The sequence below is a fragment of the Sulfitobacter sp. JL08 genome (genome assembly GCF_003352045.1).
In the GTDB taxonomy this organism is placed as follows: domain Bacteria; phylum Pseudomonadota; class Alphaproteobacteria; order Rhodobacterales; family Rhodobacteraceae; genus JL08.
In genome coordinates, this window is the sequence record NZ_CP025815.1 from 3,362,317 (window position 1) to 3,381,378 (window position 19,062).

Genomic DNA, 19,062 nt, shown 5'->3' on the forward strand with positions numbered 1-19,062 from the left:
TCACAAAAGGACTCGGAAAAAGAACAAAAGGTGAATAAAATGGATTTCCATGTTCACAGAATTATCGATCACGTCCAATTTCACGTTCCTGACAGGCGCGTCCCACCCCGAGGAATATATCCGCCGGGCGGCGACCCTTGATCTGCCCGCCATTGCCATTGCCGATGACAATTCGGTGGCCGGGATCGTGCGTGCCCACACCGAAGCGCGTCATATCATGCGGCTGGTGCGCGCACGGCAGGACTGGGACGCCGCGAACGGGCTGATCGGGCCGCCCTGCCCCGCTCATCTGCCCAAACCGCAGTCGTTTCCGGTGTATAATGCCCCGCGTCTGATCCCTGCCGCGCGGCTGGTATTTACCGATGCGCCCCCCGTGACGGTGTTGCCAACAGACCGGACCGGATGGGGAAATCTGTGCCGTATTCTGTCCACAGGCCGGTTGCGCACCACCAAGGGCGATTGCGATCTGCAACTGGCAGATTTGCTGGACCGCAGCGAAGGGCTGGAATTGCTGATCTGGCCACAGGGGGATTGGGAGCCGGCGGCGCGGCAGATCAAGACACACGCCCCCGACCGCCTGCATATACTGCTTTGCCCGCATTATGACGGGCAGGACAGCGCCCGTTTTGCCGCGCTGACCCGGCAGGCCAGCGCATTGAACCTGCCCACCCTGGCCAGCGCCGCGCCACGGATGCATCACGGCGCGCGGCGCAAATTGGCCGATGTACTGACAGCCGTGCGCCTTGGGCGAAAGGTGGACGATCTGGGACGCGACGCACTGGCAAACGCCGAACAGCGCCTGCGATCCGAACCCGAAATGCGGCACCTGTTCCAAGGCCACGAAGACGCGGTGGAACGGGCCTATACCCTCGGCACCAGACTGGGCTTCAGCCTTGACCAGTTGCGTTATGAATACCCATCAGAAGGCACGGCGCAGGAAACACCGGCACAACGGCTGGCGCGGTTGGCCTCCGACGGGCTGCGCTGGCGTTATCCGGGCGGGGCATCCGATAAGGTGCGCGCGATGTTGCAGCACGAACTGAATCTGATCAGCAAGCTTAAATACGAACCTTATTTCCTGACAGTGCGCGACATCGTGGCCTTTGCCCGTTCGCGCAACATCCTGTGTCAGGGGCGCGGGTCGGCTGCGAATTCGGTGGTGTGCTATTGTCTTGGCATCACATCCGTCAGCCCCGAGATCGGGACCATGGTCTTTGAACGGTTCGTATCCGAAGCGCGGGATGAACCGCCTGATATTGATGTCGATTTCGAACATGAACGCCGCGAAGAGGTGATCCAGCATATTTATGAACGCTATGGCCGCCATCGTGCGGGCCTGTGCGCCACCGTCGTGCATTATCGCGGCAAACGCGCCATCCGCGAAGTCGGACGCGCCATGGGGCTGAGTGAAGATACCATTTCAGCGCTCAGCTCTCAGCTTTGGGGTTTTTTCAGCACCAAGGGGCTGGAGGAGGAACGCATGCGCGAGATCGGTCTTGATCCGGCCGACCGGCGGCTGCGGCAAATGCTGGATCTGGTTCATGAGATCAACGGCTTTCCCCGCCATCTGTCCCAGCATGTCGGCGGCTTTGTCATCACCCAAGGCAGGCTGGATGAACTGGTTCCGATCGAAAACGCCACGATGGAGGGGCGCACGGTGATCTGCTGGGACAAGGATGACATCGACACATTGGGCATTCTCAAGGTCGATGTCCTGAGCCTTGGAATGCTGACCTGTATCCGCAAGGCGTTTGATCTGCTGCACCAGCATCACCAGATCGATCATACGCTGGCCACCCTGCCCCCCGAAGATCCCCAAGTCTATGATATGCTGTGCCGCGCCGACAGCATCGGGGTATTTCAGGTCGAAAGCCGCGCGCAGATGAATTTTCTGCCGCGGATGCGTCCGCGCAATTTCTACGATCTGGTGATCGAAGTGGCCATCATCCGGCCCGGCCCCATTCAGGGCGATATGGTGCATCCCTACATCCGGCGGCGCAATGGCGAAGAGGCGGTCAGCTTTCCATCAGACGCTTTGGGCGACGTGTTGGGCAAGACGCTGGGTGTGCCGCTGTTTCAGGAACAGGCGATGCAGATCGCCATTGTCGGTGCAGGCTTCACCCCCGATCAGGCCGACCGGTTGCGCCGCTCGCTGGCCACGTTCAAGAAACACGGCAATGTCAGCGAATTTCGCAACCTGTTCCTGCGCGGCATGAAGCGTAACGGTTATGATGAAGATTTCGCCGACCGCTGTTTCAGCCAGATCGAGGGGTTCGGCTCTTACGGATTTCCCGAAAGCCACGCGGCGTCTTTTGCGCTGCTGGTCTATGCCTCTGCCTGGATAAAATGCCACCATCCGGGCATTTTTGCCTGTGCTTTGCTGAATTCCCAGCCCATGGGCTTTTATGCCCCCGCCCAGATCGTGCGCGATGCCCGCGAACATGATGTGACTGTACGCCCGATATGTATCAATTCCAGCTACTGGGACAACGTGATGGAGCCCGACGGGCATGGCGGTCTGGCCCTGCGCCTGGGGTTTCGCCAGATCAAGGGGCTAAGCGAGGAAGACGCCTGCTGGATCACGGCGGCGCGCGGCAACGGGTATCGTTCGGTGCAGGATGTGTGGCGCCGCGCAGGGCTGTCGCCGCCGGTGCTGGCACGGCTGGCCGAAGCGGACGTGTTCGCCGGGCTGGACCTGTCCCGCCGCGCCGCCCTGTGGGAGGCCAAGGCGATCACAACCGACACTCCCCTGCCGCTGTTCGCAGGCGATATCGAAGGCGAAGGCATCGTTGAACCCGCCGCCAATCTTCCCGAAATGACGATGGGCGAACAGGTGGTCGAGGATTACGTTGCCATGCGTCTAAGCCTGCGGGCGCATCCGGTGGCATTGCTGCGCCATATCCTTACCCCCGGAGCGCAACCCCTGTAATTTGCAGGCAGCACAACGCCGGTCCTGAAAAAGCGGTTCACCCCAAGCGGCGGACACGGTAGAAGGCGCAAAACAATCCACCGGAGCCTTCTACATGCCTGCCCCCAAACCCGTTGTGTTGTGCATTCTGGATGGCTGGGGGCAGCGGGCCGAAACGACAGGCAATGCGCCGGCGCTGGCCCACACCCCGACATTCGACAGGATCATGGCGACCTGCCCCCACAATGTTCTTACCACCCATGGCCCCGACGTGGGTCTGCCCAGCGGCCAGATGGGCAATTCCGAAGTCGGCCATACCAATATCGGGGCCGGACGGGTTGTGGCGATGGATCTGGGGATGATTGATCTGGCCATCGAAGACGGCAGTTTTTTCAGTAATGCCGCGTTGTTGGATTTTGTCGAAACCCTTAAAAACACCGGCGGCTCTGCGCATTTGTTGGGCGTTGTGTCCGATGGCGGTGTACATGGGCATCTGGCCCATATTCAGGCCGCTGCACGGGCGCTAAGGGATGCGGGCGTTCCCGTTATCCTGCACCTTTGGACCGATGGCCGCGACGTTGCGCCAAAATCAGCCGCGCCTTTTGTGACCGAATTGCTGGGCGGATTGCCCGCAGGTGTGCAGATCGCAACCCTGACCGGGCGCTATTTTGCGATGGATCGCGACAATCGGTGGGATCGTGTCAAATCCGCCAGTGACGCCATCCTTTACGGGCAAGGGCATCCCTGCGCCGATGCTACAACCGCCATTGCCGAAGCTTATGCGCGCGGCGAAACAGACGAATTCATAACCCCCAGCGTCCTGAACGGGTACGCGGGCGCCACAGATGGGGACGGGCTGTTCTGCCTCAACTTTCGCGCCGATCGCGCCCGAGAGATTCTGGCGGCGCTTGGCCAGCCGGATTTTGACGCGTTCGAGGTTGGTCAACGGCCAAAATGGGCGGCGATGCTGGGCATGGTCGACTACTCCCAAGCCCATAACGCCTTCATGACCACGGCCTATCCCAAGGCCGAAATCGTCAACACGCTGGGGGCTTGGGTCGCCGCGCATGGGTTGCGCCAGTTCCGGTTGGCGGAAACCGAAAAATATCCGCATGTGACGTTTTTTCTGAACGGCGGCAAGGAAATGCCCGAAACCGGCGAAGACCGCTTCATGCCGCAATCGCCCAAAGTGGCAACCTATGATCTGCAGCCAGAAATGTCCGCACCCGATGTGACGGATCAGTTTGTGCAGGCCATTCAGGACGATTACGATCTGATCGTCACAAACTACGCCAATCCCGACATGGTCGGCCATACCGGCGATCTGGACGCCGCCATCGCCGCCTGCGAAGCGGTGGATCAGGGTTTGGCCCGTGTGGTTGCGGCGCTGGAACAGGCGGGCGGCGCCATGATCCTTACGGCGGATCACGGCAATTGCGAAACGATGATCGACCCTGAAACAGGTGGCCCGCACACGGCACATACCCTGAACCCGGTGCCCGTTGCCCTGATCGGCGGCCCCGAAGGCGCGCAGCTTAGGCAAGGTCGGCTATCAGACATCGCGCCAACTCTGCTGGAGTTGATGCAACTGGAAACACCGGTCGAAATGACCGGCAAGAGCCTGATCAAATGAAACGTGTGATTGCCCTGATCACGGCCCTGCTTTGGCCCTGCATGTCGCTGGCACAAAGTGATCTGTCAGCAGATGCCCGCGCGGCGGCTGACGCGCTTGAGGCGGCATCGGTTTCATTGCAAGAGGCGGACAGCGCACGTGATCGCATCCGCGCCCTGACTGAAACCGTGAAAGCCTATGAAAGCGGGCTTGAGGCGATGCGTGAAGGTTTACGCCGCGCCACGACCCGCGAAGCACAACTGAACCTTCAGCTTGAGGCGCGCAATACCGAAATCGCGGCCCTGCTGGCCGCGTTGCAAACAATCGGAAACACCCCGTCTCCCGTTCTGCTGCTGCACCCGTCCGGCCCCATAGGAACTGCGCGTTCCGGCATGATCCTTTCCGAAGTGACCCCCGCACTGAACGCCCGCGCGGCAGACCTGCGCCGCGATCTGGACGAAGTCCGTACCCTGCGCCTGTTGCAGCAAAACAGCGCGGATAACCTGCTGGAAGGGTTGAACGGCGTGCAAGAGGCGCGCCTGAAGCTGAGTCAGGCTGTGGCAAACCGCACCGATCTGCCGCAACGCTTTACCGAAGATCCGGTGCGTACCGCCGTTCTGATCGCTTCGACCGAAACGCTGGATGCGTTTGCCAGCGGGCTGGTCGAAATCAACGCCGATCAGGTCAGTGATCCTGATACAGATATCTCGATCCAGCAAGGCACGCTGAAATTGCCTGTTCAGGGGCGCATTTTGCATCGTGCCGGACAACCGGACGCCGCCGGGATCAAACGCCCGGGCCTGATCCTTGCCACCCGTCCCCGCGCGCTGGTCACCAGCCCGACGGCAGCGACGATCCGCTATCTCGGACCCTTGCTCGATCTGGGCAATGTGGTGATTCTCGAACCGCAGTCTGACATGCTGTTTGTGCTGGCCGGGCTGGATCAGGTGTTCGGAGAGGTTGGTCAGGTCATTCCACAGGACGCGCCTGTCGGTCTGATGGGGGGAGAAACGCCCGAAATTGGTGCAATCCTGTCACTAAGCGGTGAAGGCACTGGAACTGACCGTTCAGAAACGCTCTATATAGAAGTGAGAAAGGGCAATCAGCCCGTGGACCCGGAAACGTGGTTCCAAACCGAAAAGGATGGATGATCAAGATGAAGAAATTCGCTATGGCCGCAATTGGCGGTACATTGGCAGGTGTTGTCGCTGCAACCCAGATTGCGGGCCCGCTGGTGGCGCAGGAAGCGGCAAAAACCGTAAATGTATACGAGCAGCTTGATCTGTTTGGCGACATATTCGAACGCATCCGCGCGCAATATGTGGAAGAGGTGGATGCAGGTGAACTGATCGAAGCTGCCATTGACGGCATGCTGACATCGCTTGATCCCCATTCAAGCTATCTGTCGCCGGAAGATGCCAGTGCCATGCAGGTTCAGACACGCGGCGAATTCGGCGGCCTGGGCATCGAAGTCACACAGGAAGAAGGCTTTGTTAAGGTGGTGTCGCCCATTGATGGCACCCCCGCAGACGAGGCCGGTATCGAATCCGGCGACTTCATCACACATGTCGATGGTGAAAGCGTTCTGGGTCTGACCCTGGATGAAGCTGTGGATATGATGCGCGGACCTGTCGGTTCGGAAATCCTGATCACTGTCGTGCGCGAGGGCGAACCCGAGCCGTTCGACGTGTCGATCATTCGCGACACCATCAAACTGGTCGCGGTGCGCAGTCGTATTCAGGGCGATACCGTTGTTCTGCGGATCACGACATTCAACGATCAGACCACTCCCAACCTGGAAGCGGGACTGGCCGAGCAGGTCGAAGCTGCGGGCGGTATGGACAACGTCAACGGCATTGTGCTGGATCTGCGCAATAACCCGGGCGGCCTGTTGAACGAGGCGATATCCGTTTCGGATGCGTTTCTTGAAAGCGGCGAGATCGTCAGCACGCGCGGGCGCAACCCGGAAGACGGCGATCGCTTTAACGCGCGCCCCGGTGATCTGGCGATGGGCAAACCGATTGTTGTTTTGATCAATGGCGGATCTGCATCTGCTTCGGAAATCGTGGCGGGCGCGTTGCAGGATCATCGTCGCGCCATCATCGTGGGCACCAAAAGCTTTGGCAAAGGATCGGTACAGACCGTGATGCCGCTGCGTGGTGAAGGTGCAATGCGTCTGACAACCGCGCGGTATTACACACCGTCGGGTCGTTCCATTCAGGCGCTGGGGGTTTCGCCCGATATCATCGTCGCACAACCCCGTCGTGACCCGAACGCCGAAGAGGAAGAAGAGGAAACAAACCGCTTCAGCCGCACAGAGGCCGATTTGCGGGGCAGCCTGAACAATGACAGCCTGACCGAAGATCAGCGCCGCCAGATTGAAGCTGACCGTGAAAAAGCCCAAGCCGCCGCAGACCTGCGCGAAGAAGATTATCAACTGGCCTATGCCATTGATATCCTGAAAGGTTTGTCCGCCCTCGGCCCGACCGAATAACCGGACCGCCCCGCCTGAAAAGGGCGGAGCGTAATCCCCTGCGATGCAACACCGGTTTGTGCATCTGCCCCGGTTACACCTTGAATTCCGGCAAGGCATGCCCAAGATCGATCCATCGCATTCTAAAAGGCGCCCTTATGCCCGATCCAAACTCTGCTGCACTGGACTTTCTGCTGAACCGGCGCTCGCGTCCGGCCAAAACGCTGGGCTTGCCGGTGCCATCGCGCGCCGAGCTTCTGCCGATCCTGACGGCCGCCGCGCGCACGCCCGACCATGGCAAACTGGAGCCGTGGCGATTTATCGTGCTGAACCGCACCGCCATTTTGCGCCTTGCTGGTCTGGCCGAGGCGCGTGGACATGCGTTGGGCCTGCCAGATGACCAGATTTACAAAGGTCACGCGCCCATCCGCACCGGCCATCTGGCTGTTGCCGTGATCGAAAGCCCCAAACCGTCCGACAAGATCCCGCCGCTGGAACAGACCTATTCAACCGGCGCGGTATGCCTGGCCCTTCTGAACGCGGCGCTTGCCTCTGGCTGGGGCGCGAACTGGCTGTCGGGCTGGCCGTCGCATGATCGCACGTTCATGACCGAAGGGCTGGCGCTTGAAGCGCATGAGCGGATTGCGGGTTTCATCCATATCGGCACCGAAACCTCCGCACCGCCCGAACGCCCCCGCCCCGATCTGGACGCCATCACGACCTGGCAAGACACATGATCCTTAACGCGTTCTTCAAGGCGTTGGCGCAGCTTGGCGATCCCCGCTTTCGCCGCGTTCTTTGGATGGGCATTGGCCTGACACTGGCACTTCTGATCGGCGCAACAGCAGGCTTTGTTGCGCTGCTTGACTGGCTGATTGGTGAACAGGTGTTCCTGCCGCTGATCGGAGAAGTCACCTGGATCGACGATCTGGTCAGCTGGTCCTCTGTTCTATTGATGCTGGTCCTGTCAGTGTTTCTGATGGTGCCGGTCGCGTCGGCAATCACGTCCATGTTTCTGGACGAAGTCGCACAGGCTGTCGAAGACAAATCCTATCCGCTCCTACCGCCCGCGCAGCCAGTGCCGTTTTGGGATGCGGTGCGAGACACGGTCAATTTTCTGGGGGTTCTGATCACCGCCAATATTCTGGCGATTATTCTTTACATCGTGCTTTCGCCGGTCGCGCTTTTCATCTTCTGGGGGATGAACGGTTTCTTGCTGGGGCGCGAATATTTTACCCTGGCCGCGATGCGCAGGTTGGACCGGGACAAGGCCAACGCCCTGCGCGCCCGTCACAGCGGAAAAATCTGGCTGGCCGGAACATTGATGGCGATGCCCCTGTCCGTACCCGTGATCAATCTGCTGATCCCGATTTTAGGGGCCGCAACGTTCACGCATTTGTATCATGCGATTATTGCGTCGGACCCATCCGCCCGAACCAGTCAAGATCGCGCACGCTGATCCATCCCGACAGGATGATACCGGCCACGATTACCCATAGAACAAAGGCAACACCGGTGGTGATCCACGCCTTTTTCTTCAGATTATGAACCTCGGGCGCACCCGCATGTGTCCCCGGAACGATATTGCCCAGATCGCCCTGGGTTTTGACACGGATTGGCAGCACGACCAGAAAGGTCAGGAACCAGAAAACGGCATATAGCACGATGGCCGAGGTTATACCCATGGTTCAGACCTGCTCCAGCTCGACCAGACAGCCGTTGAAATCCTTGGGATGCAGGAACAGGACAGGCTTTCCATGCGCCCCGATCTTGGGCTCTCCGGTGCCCAGAACACGTGCGCCGCTGGCGGTCAGATGATCACGCGCGGCCAGAATATCGTCGACCTCGTAACACACGTGATGAATGCCGCCTGACGGGTTCTTGTCCAGAAAGCCCTGGATCGGGCTGTTTTCACCCAGCGGATACAACAGCTCGATCTTGGTGTTCGGCAGTTCGATGAACACAACCGTCACACCGTGATCCGGTTCATCCTGCGGAGCGCCCACTTGTGCGCCCAGCGCGTCGCGATATTGGGCCGAAGCCGCCTCAAGATCGGGCACGGCAATGGCAACATGGTTCAGACGTCCGATCATGGCAGTCTCCTTGATGGAAAAGATAACAGGTTGCGGATGCTTATGCCGCCCACCCCGCCCAAGGGCAAGCCTATCCGGCAGCGGCAAATCGCACGCCTTCGTTAACCCACTGTTAGGCAAGTCTGCATAACGATTGTCCATCTGCCGCTGCTCAAAAGGAATCTGCTCATGGATGAAATGGCCCCATTTATCGTTGCGCCCGCTGCGCCTACTGCATCGCGTCCGTTGACCGGGTTGACCGTTCTTGTTGTCGAAGACAGCCGCTTTGCCTGCGAGGCGATGCGCCTGTTATGTCTGCGCAGCGGTGCGCGCATCCGTCGCGCCGATTGCCTGCGATCCGCCCGCCGCCACCTCAAGGTTTATCGCCCGTCTGTGGCGATCATTGATCTGGGGCTGCCCGATGGCTCCGGCGCCGATCTGATCCGCGAGTTGTGCGAGGCCACCCCGCGCGTTGCCGCCATTTTCGCGACATCCGGTGACGAAAATGGCAGGGCTGTCGCGCGGATTGCAGGTGCGGACGGCTTTATGCCCAAACCGATCACGTCACTGGCGCTGTTTCAGAACATGGTACTGGCGCGCATGCCACAAGACCGACGCCCTGCAGGGCTGCGCGTTGTGCCGGATGAAACAGTGGTGCCCGATCCCATCGCATATCGCGATGACATGGCCCATGTCGCAGAGGTGCTGGGCGAAAACGCCGATGATGCGACACTGGATTACATCGCGCAGTTTGTCAGCGGCGTCGCCCATAGTGCAAATGATGCCCCTTTGCACAATGCCGCCAAGGCGCTTGCACGCGCCCGTTCCCAAGGCCGCCCGGTGGCGGCAAACACCGCACAGATCGCCGGGCTGGTACAGGACCGGCTGGATCAGAAAATCGCCATGTGACAGCGTGCGAAAGTGTTGGATCGAATTACCAGAGGATGACGCGCTTACAGTGTCGGATCGGATGTTACCCGGACCAAACCGGTCAGATCGCTTAAACGTTCAATCTGGTGACCGTCGGCATCAAAATTCGCCCGATCAAGCCACATACCGAACGCTTCTTTCAGCGCCGGCCACTCTGCATCGATTGCCGCAAACCACGCGGTATCGCGATTGCGCCCCTTGACGACCAGTGCCTGCCGGAAAACTCCCTCAAAGCTGAGCCCCAACCGCTGACCCGCCGCCCGAGACGGCGCGTTCAGCGCATTGCATTTCCATTCGAACCTGCGATATCCGGCTTCAAATGCCCACTGCATTGTCAGGAACAGCGCTTCAGTCGCTGCCCGCGTGCGTTGTAGCGCAGGTGAAAAATTGATGTTGCCCACTTCAATCGAACCGGCAGCCGGCGCAATCCGCAAAAAGCTGAGGACACCACCGCAAATTTCCGTTTCAAGATCGAAAACCGCATAAAACAGATGCGCCTGATCTGCCACCGTTTCGCGCACCCAGCGATGGTATTGCGACGCCGACGAAAACGGGCCGTAAGGCAGATAATCCCAAAGGCTGTCATGCCCTTCATAGGCGCGAAACAACAACGCCGCGTGACGTTCTGCATCCAGCGGTTCCAGCCGGCAATACCGCCCCTTAAGAACAGCAGTTCTGTCCGGTTCGGGCGGAACATGCCAGTTGGGCACAGGCGCACCCAAAGGGCGGGCCGTATCGGATTTGGATTTCCCCATCATGGCGCGACGCTAGATTGAAAAAGCGGACACGCCAAGCCTTCAATACGCCCTAGTCCTGCGGAATGATCCGCAACCCCAGTTCCATCAACTGATCGCTCATCGGGTCAGACGGCGCATTCATCATCAGGTCTTCGGCGCGCTGGTTCATCGGGAACATGATAACTTCGCGAATGTTCGCCTCGTCCGCCAGCAACATGACAATCCGGTCAATGCCCGCCGCACAGCCGCCGTGAGGCGGTGCGCCATACTGAAACGCGTTGACCATACCGCCAAAGCGCTTGCGCACTTCGTCCGCGCCATAACCGGCGATCTCGAACGCCTTGAACATGATTTCGGGTTTGTGGTTACGGATCGCGCCGCTGACCAGTTCATAGCCATTGCACGCCAGATCATACTGGTATCCCAGAACCTCAAGCGGATCACCATTCAACGCGTCCATTCCGCCCTGCGGCATCGAAAACGGGTTGTGTTCGAAATCGATCTTGCCGGTTTCTTCGTCACGTTCGTAAATCGGGAAATCGACGATCCAGGCAAAGGCGAACCTGTCCTTATCGGTCAGGCCCAATTCATTCCCGATCTCGACCCGCGCGCGCCCTGCGACCGCTTCAAAGGTTTTGGGTTTGCCGCCAAGGAAAAACGCGGCATCCCCGACACCCAGACCCAGTTGCCGGCGCAGCGCCTCGGTGCGTTCCGGCCCTATGTTTTTGGCCAGCGGGCCCGCGGCTTCCATTCCCTCGCCCTGATCACGCCAGAAGATATAACCCATACCGGGCAGGCCTTCTTTTTGCGCAAACGCGTTCATGCGGTCGCAAAATTTGCGCGACCCGCCGCCTTGCGCGGGAATGGCGCGAATTTCAGTGCCTTCCTGTTCCAGCAATTTGGCGAAAATTGCAAAACCCGAACCGGCAAAGTGCTCACTGACCACCTGCATCTTGATCGGGTTGCGCAAATCCGGTTTGTCCGTACCGTACCACAGCGCCGCATCCCGATAGGAGATTTGCGGCCAGTGCTGATCCACCTTGCGCCCCCCGCCGAAATCTTCGAACACACCGGTCAGAACCGGCTGGATCGTGTCAAACACATCCTGCTGCTCGACAAAGCTCATCTCGAGGTCGAGTTGATAGAAATCGGTGGGCGAACGATCCGCGCGCGGGTCTTCATCGCGAAAGCACGGCGCGATCTGGAAATACTTGTCAAAGCCGCTGACCATGATCAGCTGTTTGAACTGCTGCGGCGCCTGCGGCAGGGCATAGAATTTACCCGGATGCAGCCGCGACGGCACCAGAAAATCACGCGCACCTTCCGGGCTGCTGGCCGTGATGATCGGGGTCTGGTATTCGCGGAAACCGCTGTCCCACATCCGTTTGCGCATCGACGCAACAACATCTGATCGCAGCTTCATGTTCTGCTGCAGCTTTTCGCGCCGCAGATCAAGATACCGGTAACGCAGGCGGGTTTCTTCAGGATATTCCTGGTCGCCGAATACCATCAAAGGCAGTTCCTCGGCGCGTCCCAGGATTTCGATATCCCGTATAAATACCTCGATCTCGCCAGTGGGCAGCTTGGGGTTCACCAATGACGGGTCGCGCGCCATCACGTTTCCATCAATCCGGATACACCATTCGCTGCGCACCTTTTCGATCTCGGCAAAAACCGGGCTGTCGGGGTCTGCCATCACCTGAGTGATGCCGTAATGGTCGCGCAGATCAATGAACAAAAGGCCACCGTGATCACGCACACGATGCACCCATCCGGACAGGCGAACGGTATCGCCGACGTTATCAGCGGTTAAAGCGGCACAGGTGTGGCTGCGATAGGCATGCATCTGATCGGTTCCCTTCGGGGTCAACGGCGTCGCGCCGATACACCTTGGTTGCGCGTAGAAGTCAAGCGCACCACGGCGTTGGGGCAACCCGGAATTGGAAAATTTGTTGTTTGGGTGTATATTAGCGCGCCGAAACCGAACGTTTTCAATCCAGACCCCGCAAAACGGGGAACCGGATGAAAGGGGGCGATATGTGGGAACCGGTTTTTGACACGATGATCAAGCGGTTGATCCAGACGGGTCATTTGCAGATCACCTACCCCGATGGCCGCACGCAAAGCTACGGCGACGGCAGCGGACCACCCGTATTGCTGATATTGCACGATCACAAAATTCTACGCGCCCTGTGCCTTACGCCGGAACTGGCCTTGGGCGAAGGATATATGAACCGGCAGATCACCATAAAGAACGATGCGTTGGGCGATTTGTTGCGTCTAATTCTGCGCAATCGCCGCCCCGATGCGTTTCCGTTCTGGATCCGCATTCTGGATCGCGCGCGTTTTGCCATGCGAGATCTGGTGCAACGTAACACTGCTCACAGTGCCAAATCCAACGTCGCGCATCACTATGACATATCCGATGATCTTTACCGGCTGTTTCTGGATGACGACATGCAATATTCCTGTGCGTATTTCGCCGACGACGGGATGAGCCTGAACGACGCCCAAAGCGCCAAGAAATCCCACATCGCGCAAAAGCTGCTTTTATCACCAGGCCAGCATGTTCTTGACATCGGCTGTGGCTGGGGGGGCATGGCACTGACTCTGGCGCGCGACTACGGTGTAAAAGTCACCGGAGTGACATTGTCCGAAAACCAGCTGGAAACGGCCAGAACCCGCGTCACACAGGCCGGGCTATCTGACCGGATTACGATCCGGCTGATGGATTATCGCGACCTGACCGGCCCGTTTGATCGGATTGTCAGTGTCGGCATGCTGGAACATGTCGGTGTTCCCCATTACCGGGATTACTTTGACAAGATCAATGCGCTGCTTGCGCCGGATGGTGTTGCGCTGATCCATACAATCGGGCGCTGCGGGCCGCCGATTGCCCATTCGCCCTGGATCCACAAATACATCTTTCCGGGTGGCTACGTACCTTCCATGTCCGAACTTGCCCCGGCAATGGAACGATCCGGCCTCTGGACGTGCGATATCGAGGTCTGGCGCCTGCACTATGCCAAGACCCTGCGCCACTGGCGCAACCGGTTTGATGCGCAAATCGATCAGGTTCGCGCGCTTTACGATGATCGGTTCGTCCGTATGTGGCGCTACTACCTGACAGTGTGCATCATGGCCTTTGAAGAACAACAGCAGGCCGTGTTTCAGTTTCAGCTGTCGCATCAGCGCGATGCTGTGCCACTGACGCGCGACTACCTTTATTCCGGTCACATCCCCCGCCTGCATCACGCCGCACAATAAGCCGCACATCCGCTTCTTTTTGTTGCCAATCGTTCCCGCCCGCGTCACAGCGGCGCCTGCCGCGCGCCACTGAAAATCACGCGCTCCACAGGCGCGCTGCATTGGCGCCACATGAATGAACGCAAAAGCTTTTGTATTCCCCCTTGCACCTGCCCCCTTCATGCCTATAACCCACGACAATTTGGACGCGCTTGGGGGCGTGTCCGGAAATCCGATGTAAACCGCACATCTGTCAAAAAAGGGGCCGCTGCCATGCCGAAGAGAACCGACATCAAGTCGATTATGATCATCGGAGCAGGGCCAATCGTAATCGGACAGGCCTGCGAATTCGACTATTCCGGCGCGCAAGCCTGCAAGGCCCTGCGCGAAGAAGGGTATCGGGTTATTCTGGTCAATTCCAACCCGGCCACCATCATGACAGATCCGGGCATGGCGGATGCCACTTATATCGAACCGATCACCCCCGAGATTGTGGCCAAGATCATCGAAAAGGAACGCCCTGATGCATTGCTGCCCACGATGGGCGGGCAGACCGGGCTAAACACTGCGCTTGCACTGGAAGAAATGGGTGTGCTGGCCAAGTACAACGTCGAAATGATCGGCGCCAAGCGCGAAGCCATCGAAATGGCCGAAGACCGCAAATTGTTTCGCGAAGCAATGGATCGTCTGGGCATTGAAAATCCCAAAGCCACCATCGCAACCGCGCCTAAAAAGGCCGATGGATCCAAGGATCTGGCCGCTGGGGTGCGCATTGCGCTGGAAGCGCTGGATGACATCGGCCTACCGGCCATTATCCGTCCTGCCTTTACCATGGGCGGTTCGGGCGGCGGTGTGGCCTACAACCGCGACGATTACGAATTTTACTGCCGTTCGGGCATGGATGCATCGCCTGTCGGGCAAATCCTGATCGATGAATCCCTGCTGGGCTGGAAAGAATTCGAAATGGAGGTGGTGCGCGATACAGCCGACAACGCCATCATCATCTGTTCCATCGAAAACGTCGATCCGATGGGCGTGCATACCGGCGACTCGATCACCGTTGCGCCAGCACTTACGCTGACCGACAAGGAATACCAGATCATGCGCAATCACTCGATTGCCGTGCTGCGCGAGATTGGCGTGGAAACCGGCGGATCGAACGTGCAATGGGCCGTCAACCCGGTGGATGGTCGTATGGTTGTGATCGAAATGAACCCGCGGGTGTCCCGCTCCTCCGCGCTGGCCTCAAAGGCAACGGGATTTCCGATTGCCAAGGTCGCGGCCAAACTGGCCGTCGGCTATACGCTGGACGAGTTGGACAACGATATCACCAAAGTCACGCCTGCCAGCTTTGAACCGACGATCGACTACGTCGTGACCAAAATTCCGCGCTTTGCATTCGAAAAATTCCCCGGATCAGAACCGCACCTGACCACGGCGATGAAATCCGTCGGCGAAGCCATGTCGATCGGGCGCACAATTCATGAATCCATGCAAAAGGCGCTGGCCTCGATGGAAACCGGCCTGACCGGATTTGATGAGATTGACATACCCGGCGCACCTGATCCTGCCGCCATCACCAAAGCGCTGAGCCAGCAAACGCCAGATCGCATCCGGGTTATCGCGCAAGCCATGCGTTTGGGAACCTCTGATCAGGATATCCATGCGGTTACGATGTTTGATCCGTGGTTTCTGGCGCGCATTCGCGAAATCATCGATGAAGAGGCCAAAGTGCGCGAAAACGGCCTGCCCGATGACGAACAGGGCCTGCGCCACCTCAAGATGATGGGATTCACCGATGCACGCCTTGCCAAGCTGGCAGGCAAATCCGAACAGGCGGTGCGCAAGGCGCGCAGCGCTGCGGGCGTTGTCGCCTGCTTTAAACGGATCGATACCTGCGCTGCCGAATTCGAGGCGCAGACCCCGTACATGTATTCGACCTACGAAACGCCCGTGTTCGGAGAAGTCGAATGCGAGGCGCGCCCGTCGGACCGGAAAAAAGTGGTCATTCTGGGTGGTGGACCCAACCGGATCGGCCAAGGGATCGAATTCGATTACTGCTGCGTCCATGCATGTTATGCGCTGACCGATGCCGGTTACGAAACCATCATGGTCAATTGCAATCCGGAAACAGTATCGACTGATTATGACACATCTGACCGGCTTTATTTCGAGCCGCTGACCTTTGAACATGTGATGGAAATCCTGCGGGTCGAACAGGAAAACGGCACGTTGCACGGCGTGATCGTGCAATTCGGTGGCCAGACACCTTTGAAACTTGCAAATGCGTTGCAAGACGAAGGCATCCCGATCCTTGGGACAACCCCCGATGCCATTGATCTGGCGGAAGACCGCGAACGTTTCCAGCAACTGGTGCAAGGGCTTGGCCTGAAGCAACCGCATAACGGCATCGCATCAACCGATGCTCAGGCCTTTGAAATCGCAAAAGATATCGGGTTTCCTCTGGTCATCCGCCCCTCTTACGTTCTGGGCGGGCGTGCGATGGAGATCGTGCGCGATCAGGCACAGCTGGAACGCTATATTTCCGAAGCTGTGGTTGTTTCGGGGTCCAGCCCCGTGCTGTTGGACAGCTATCTGTCCGGCGCTGTGGAATGCGATGTTGATGCGATCTGTGACGGCACTGACGTGCATGTCGCCGGTATCATGCAACATATCGAAGAGGCGGGCGTTCATTCTGGCGACAGCGCCTGTTCACTGCCGCCCTATTCGCTGGCCCCCGACATCATTGCCGAATTGCACAATCAGACACATGCGCTGGCCCGTGCGCTGAATGTTGTCGGCCTGATGAATATCCAGTTCGCTGTCAAGGACGGCGAAGTGTATCTGATCGAGGTGAACCCGCGTGCAAGCCGGACCGTTCCGTTTGTCGCCAAGGCCACGGATTCCGCCATTGCCTCTATCGCGGCGCGGATCATGGCGGGCGAAAAGCTGGCCGATTTCCCGCAACGCGCGCCCTATGATGCCAATGCCGCTTATGATGACGTGTTGCCGCTGGGCGACCCGCTCAGCCTTGCCGATCCCAACATGCCGTGGTTTTCGGTGAAAGAGGCCGTTCTGCCCTTTGCCCGCTTTCCCGGCGTCGATACAATTCTGGGCCCGGAAATGCGCAGCACCGGCGAAGTGATGGGCTGGGATCGCGATTTCCCGCGCGCGTTTCTCAAGGCGCAGATGGGCGCAGGCATGAGCCTGCCAACATCGGGCTGTGCGTTTCTGTCGATCAAGGACGCCGACAAGACACCGGATATGCTTGAGGCGGCACAAATCCTGACCGGCCTTGGCTTTAGCCTTGTCGCCACACGTGGCACCCAAAGCTGGCTGGCGGAACAGGGCGTGGAGTGCAGCGTCGTCAACAAGGTCTACGAAGGCCGCCCGGACATCGTTGACATGATGAAGGATGGCCGTGTCCAACTGGTGATGAACTCGACCGAGGGCGCGCAGGCGGTCGAGGATTCCAAATCCATCCGCTCGGTCGCATTGTTTGACCGCATCCCCTATTTCACCACGGCGGCCGGTTCACACGCTGCCGCGCTGGCAATCCGCGCACAGGCGGACGGGGATGTTGGCGTGAAGCCGTTGCAGGGCTGATTTGAACTCTGCAAACGTTTGGTCTTTGCCGGTCTGCGGAATTATCCGCAGTCAGGTTCGGTTCTGTGCCCCGTAAATTACACGCGCAAGACTTTGCCGAGCCCTATCCGCTTTTTCAAAACCCATGCTAAACTGCTTTGTGTCACTTCAAAGGAGTTTTCCCAATGCGCCCGTTTCTTGCCTTGCCTGTTGCCTTGCTTGTCGCTGCCTGCGCGCAGGAACCAACCCCGCCGCCTGAAACGACCCTGCCCTTTTTTGGCGACGGGTACCGGTTTAGCGGGGATGCCTGCCGCCGCATCGGCGAGGACGCGTATACCAACCAGTTTCTTGACGATGCGGCAGATTTTGTTGGTTGCCCGGAAACAACTGAAAATCTGGGCGTCTTTGTCACCGACACCGGCGCCATCGAAGTGGCGCGGCGCGATGGGTATGTGCTGTATTCCGTGCCAACCAGATAGCGGCTGACGAAAAAAAGGGCCGCCCACTGGGGCAGCCCTTGTTCTAATTCTATGGCAATCGCGTTTACGCGGCCTTGCGGCGCTTGCGGGCTGCGACCAATCCACCGACCGCTGCGATCAGCATGATGCCACTGGCCGGAAGCGGCACAGGCGACACGGTGACAAGGTTCTGCTTGCGCGCGCTGCCCTGGCCCATGCTTTCAAGGAACGTCAGGCGCCAGCGGTCGCCGCCAATGTAGTTTTGGGCCGCCGTCAGGAATTCACCTGCAATATCTTCGACCGCATCGCTTGCGCTGGCCTGGAAAGCACCGGTTTCGATGTCGTAGTCGGTGTCATACACCAGTTCCCACAATGCCAGTTGGAACCCGGCGGTTGTATCACGATCCGTCGTAACCAGAGGATTGCCGTAATTGGCATTAAACATCGCCTGAATGCGCGCGATACCGGCGTTCATCAGGTTCACGCCACCGTTCTGGAACGGGCTGGACGTGTGCATATAGTCATGCGACCCGCTTGTGCCCAAGAAGGCGCCAAGATCCAGACACCACGCGATAAAGCTGCTGCCAAGACCGCCGGTCGTGTCGTTCATATCGAACCCGCCGGCAGAAACATTTGTCAGGTTGTTCGCAACCGTAACCGGAACCGCATCAAGCGTGACCGTGCGATAGCCAGCGGCAGACCCGTTATATTCAAGTGTGGAGATTGTGCCGGCCCAGGCTGTTGTTGAAATCAGGGCGGCCACAGCCGTCGATGCGGCAAACTTCATAATACTCATAACACTAATCCTTTGACACTCATTACCAAAGCAAACGCAAACGAATCGAATGCTCTAACGCTTATTTATATCCGTGCTGTTCCTGAAAAAGAAGCATTTGTGTTCCAAATATGGCGAAATGATGTGCTATTTTCGCCCAATTAACCATCTATTAATACTCAATAAATGCCTGATGCAAAAACTGTCTCTGGAAGCGACACAATAAGGCTTCTGCGCACGCGCCGACCCAAACGTGACCACTCGGC

At 58.6% G+C, this 19,062-nt stretch carries 15 protein-coding genes; 10 read left to right on the forward strand and 5 right to left on the reverse strand.

The window, feature by feature from the left end; translation table 11 throughout:
* Positions 1-49: 49 nt before the first annotated feature.
* The 6 genes from C1J05_RS16590 to C1J05_RS16615 all read left to right on the forward strand — a co-directional run bounded on the left by C1J05_RS16590 (position 50) and on the right by C1J05_RS16615 (position 8,452).
* Positions 50-2,929, forward strand: a complete 2,880-nt coding sequence (locus tag C1J05_RS16590) for an error-prone DNA polymerase (RefSeq protein ID WP_114871217.1) — start codon at positions 50-52, stop codon at positions 2,927-2,929.
* A 94-nt stretch (positions 2,930-3,023) separates the two neighbouring features.
* Complete coding sequence (gene gpmI / locus C1J05_RS16595; protein ID WP_114871218.1) at positions 3,024-4,541, forward strand: 2,3-bisphosphoglycerate-independent phosphoglycerate mutase; 1,518 nt, start codon at positions 3,024-3,026, stop codon at positions 4,539-4,541.
* Entirely contained in the window at positions 4,538-5,671 is a 1,134-nt protein-coding gene (locus C1J05_RS16600; protein WP_114871219.1) for a murein hydrolase activator EnvC family protein, read from the forward strand. Before gpmI ends, C1J05_RS16600 begins: the two co-directional genes overlap by 4 nt.
* A 5-nt stretch (positions 5,672-5,676) precedes the next feature.
* Positions 5,677-7,014 (forward strand): S41 family peptidase, encoded by a 1,338-nt coding sequence (locus C1J05_RS16605; RefSeq protein WP_114872399.1) that lies wholly within the window; start codon positions 5,677-5,679, stop codon positions 7,012-7,014.
* Between the two features lie 137 nt (positions 7,015-7,151).
* Complete coding sequence (locus tag C1J05_RS16610; protein WP_114871220.1) at positions 7,152-7,730, forward strand: nitroreductase family protein; 579 nt, start codon at positions 7,152-7,154, stop codon at positions 7,728-7,730.
* Positions 7,727-8,452, forward strand: a complete 726-nt coding sequence (locus C1J05_RS16615; protein ID WP_114871221.1) for an EI24 domain-containing protein — start codon at positions 7,727-7,729, stop codon at positions 8,450-8,452. The genes C1J05_RS16610 and C1J05_RS16615 overlap by 4 nt, the downstream gene beginning before the upstream one ends.
* Here C1J05_RS16615 and C1J05_RS16620 read toward each other — a convergent pair.
* A complete protein-coding gene (locus C1J05_RS16620) occupies positions 8,403-8,678 on the reverse strand; it encodes a DUF1467 family protein (RefSeq protein WP_114871222.1) in 276 nt (91 codons plus the stop codon). The genes C1J05_RS16615 and C1J05_RS16620 overlap by 50 nt on opposite strands.
* Positions 8,679-8,681: 3 nt before the next feature.
* Positions 8,682-9,086, reverse strand: coding sequence for a methylmalonyl-CoA epimerase (mce, locus tag C1J05_RS16625; protein ID WP_114872400.1), 405 nt, complete (start codon positions 9,084-9,086; stop codon positions 8,682-8,684).
* A gap of 168 nt (positions 9,087-9,254) precedes the next feature.
* Here mce and C1J05_RS16630 point away from each other — a divergent pair, with 168 nt between their 5' ends.
* Positions 9,255-9,974, forward strand: coding sequence for a response regulator (locus tag C1J05_RS16630; RefSeq protein WP_114871223.1), 720 nt, complete (start codon positions 9,255-9,257; stop codon positions 9,972-9,974).
* Between the two features lie 44 nt (positions 9,975-10,018).
* Here C1J05_RS16630 and C1J05_RS16635 read toward each other — a convergent pair whose 3' ends face one another.
* Together C1J05_RS16635 and aspS are read right to left on the reverse strand one after the other, a co-directional pair.
* Positions 10,019-10,750 (reverse strand): GNAT family N-acetyltransferase, encoded by a 732-nt coding sequence (locus C1J05_RS16635; protein WP_114872401.1) that lies wholly within the window; start codon positions 10,748-10,750, stop codon positions 10,019-10,021.
* A 52-nt stretch (positions 10,751-10,802) separates the two neighbouring features.
* A complete protein-coding gene (gene aspS, locus C1J05_RS16640; RefSeq protein WP_114872402.1) occupies positions 10,803-12,578 on the reverse strand; it encodes an aspartate--tRNA ligase in 1,776 nt (591 codons plus the stop codon).
* A gap of 176 nt (positions 12,579-12,754) precedes the next feature.
* On the opposite strand from aspS, the gene C1J05_RS16645 reads away from it, so the two are divergent.
* From C1J05_RS16645 to C1J05_RS16655, 3 genes are all read left to right on the forward strand, one after another.
* Positions 12,755-13,999 (forward strand): class I SAM-dependent methyltransferase, encoded by a 1,245-nt coding sequence (locus tag C1J05_RS16645; RefSeq protein WP_368073715.1) that lies wholly within the window; start codon positions 12,755-12,757, stop codon positions 13,997-13,999.
* 252 nt (positions 14,000-14,251) lie between these two features.
* On the forward strand, positions 14,252-17,584 hold the full coding sequence (carB, locus tag C1J05_RS16650; protein WP_114871224.1) for a carbamoyl-phosphate synthase large subunit: 3,333 nt from the start codon (positions 14,252-14,254) through the stop codon (positions 17,582-17,584).
* A 164-nt stretch (positions 17,585-17,748) separates the two neighbouring features.
* Positions 17,749-18,042 (forward strand): hypothetical protein, encoded by a 294-nt coding sequence (locus C1J05_RS16655; protein ID WP_114871225.1) that lies wholly within the window; start codon positions 17,749-17,751, stop codon positions 18,040-18,042.
* Positions 18,043-18,106: 64 nt separating this feature from the next.
* On the opposite strand, the gene C1J05_RS21940 is transcribed toward C1J05_RS16655, so the two are convergent.
* Positions 18,107-18,817 (reverse strand): VPLPA-CTERM sorting domain-containing protein, encoded by a 711-nt coding sequence (locus C1J05_RS21940; RefSeq protein ID WP_254684630.1) that lies wholly within the window; start codon positions 18,815-18,817, stop codon positions 18,107-18,109.
* Positions 18,818-19,062: the final 245 nt, after the last annotated feature.

What these genes read in the sequence shown, in the direction of transcription:
- carB (WP_114871224.1), top strand. Translation starts at nt 14,252, where the DNA reads ATGCCGAAGAGAACCGACATCAAGTCGATTATGATCATCGGAGCAGGG.
- C1J05_RS16645 (WP_368073715.1), top strand. Translation starts at nt 12,755, where the DNA reads ATGAAAGGGGGCGATATGTGGGAACCGGTTTTTGACACGATGATCAAG.
- C1J05_RS16655 (WP_114871225.1), top strand. Translation starts at nt 17,749, where the DNA reads ATGCGCCCGTTTCTTGCCTTGCCTGTTGCCTTGCTTGTCGCTGCCTGC.
- C1J05_RS16605 (WP_114872399.1), top strand. Translation starts at nt 5,677, where the DNA reads ATGAAGAAATTCGCTATGGCCGCAATTGGCGGTACATTGGCAGGTGTT.
- C1J05_RS21940 (WP_254684630.1), bottom strand. Translation starts at nt 18,817, where the DNA reads ATGAGTATTATGAAGTTTGCCGCATCGACGGCTGTGGCCGCCCTGATT.
- mce (WP_114872400.1), bottom strand. Translation starts at nt 9,086, where the DNA reads ATGATCGGACGTCTGAACCATGTTGCCATTGCCGTGCCCGATCTTGAG.
- C1J05_RS16610 (WP_114871220.1), top strand. Translation starts at nt 7,152, where the DNA reads ATGCCCGATCCAAACTCTGCTGCACTGGACTTTCTGCTGAACCGGCGC.
- aspS (WP_114872402.1), bottom strand. Translation starts at nt 12,578, where the DNA reads ATGCATGCCTATCGCAGCCACACCTGTGCCGCTTTAACCGCTGATAAC.
- C1J05_RS16615 (WP_114871221.1), top strand. Translation starts at nt 7,727, where the DNA reads ATGATCCTTAACGCGTTCTTCAAGGCGTTGGCGCAGCTTGGCGATCCC.
- C1J05_RS16635 (WP_114872401.1), bottom strand. Translation starts at nt 10,750, where the DNA reads ATGGGGAAATCCAAATCCGATACGGCCCGCCCTTTGGGTGCGCCTGTG.
- C1J05_RS16590 (WP_114871217.1), top strand. Translation starts at nt 50, where the DNA reads ATGTTCACAGAATTATCGATCACGTCCAATTTCACGTTCCTGACAGGC.
- gpmI (WP_114871218.1), top strand. Translation starts at nt 3,024, where the DNA reads ATGCCTGCCCCCAAACCCGTTGTGTTGTGCATTCTGGATGGCTGGGGG.
- C1J05_RS16630 (WP_114871223.1), top strand. Translation starts at nt 9,255, where the DNA reads ATGGATGAAATGGCCCCATTTATCGTTGCGCCCGCTGCGCCTACTGCA.
- C1J05_RS16600 (WP_114871219.1), top strand. Translation starts at nt 4,538, where the DNA reads ATGAAACGTGTGATTGCCCTGATCACGGCCCTGCTTTGGCCCTGCATG.
- C1J05_RS16620 (WP_114871222.1), bottom strand. Translation starts at nt 8,678, where the DNA reads ATGGGTATAACCTCGGCCATCGTGCTATATGCCGTTTTCTGGTTCCTG.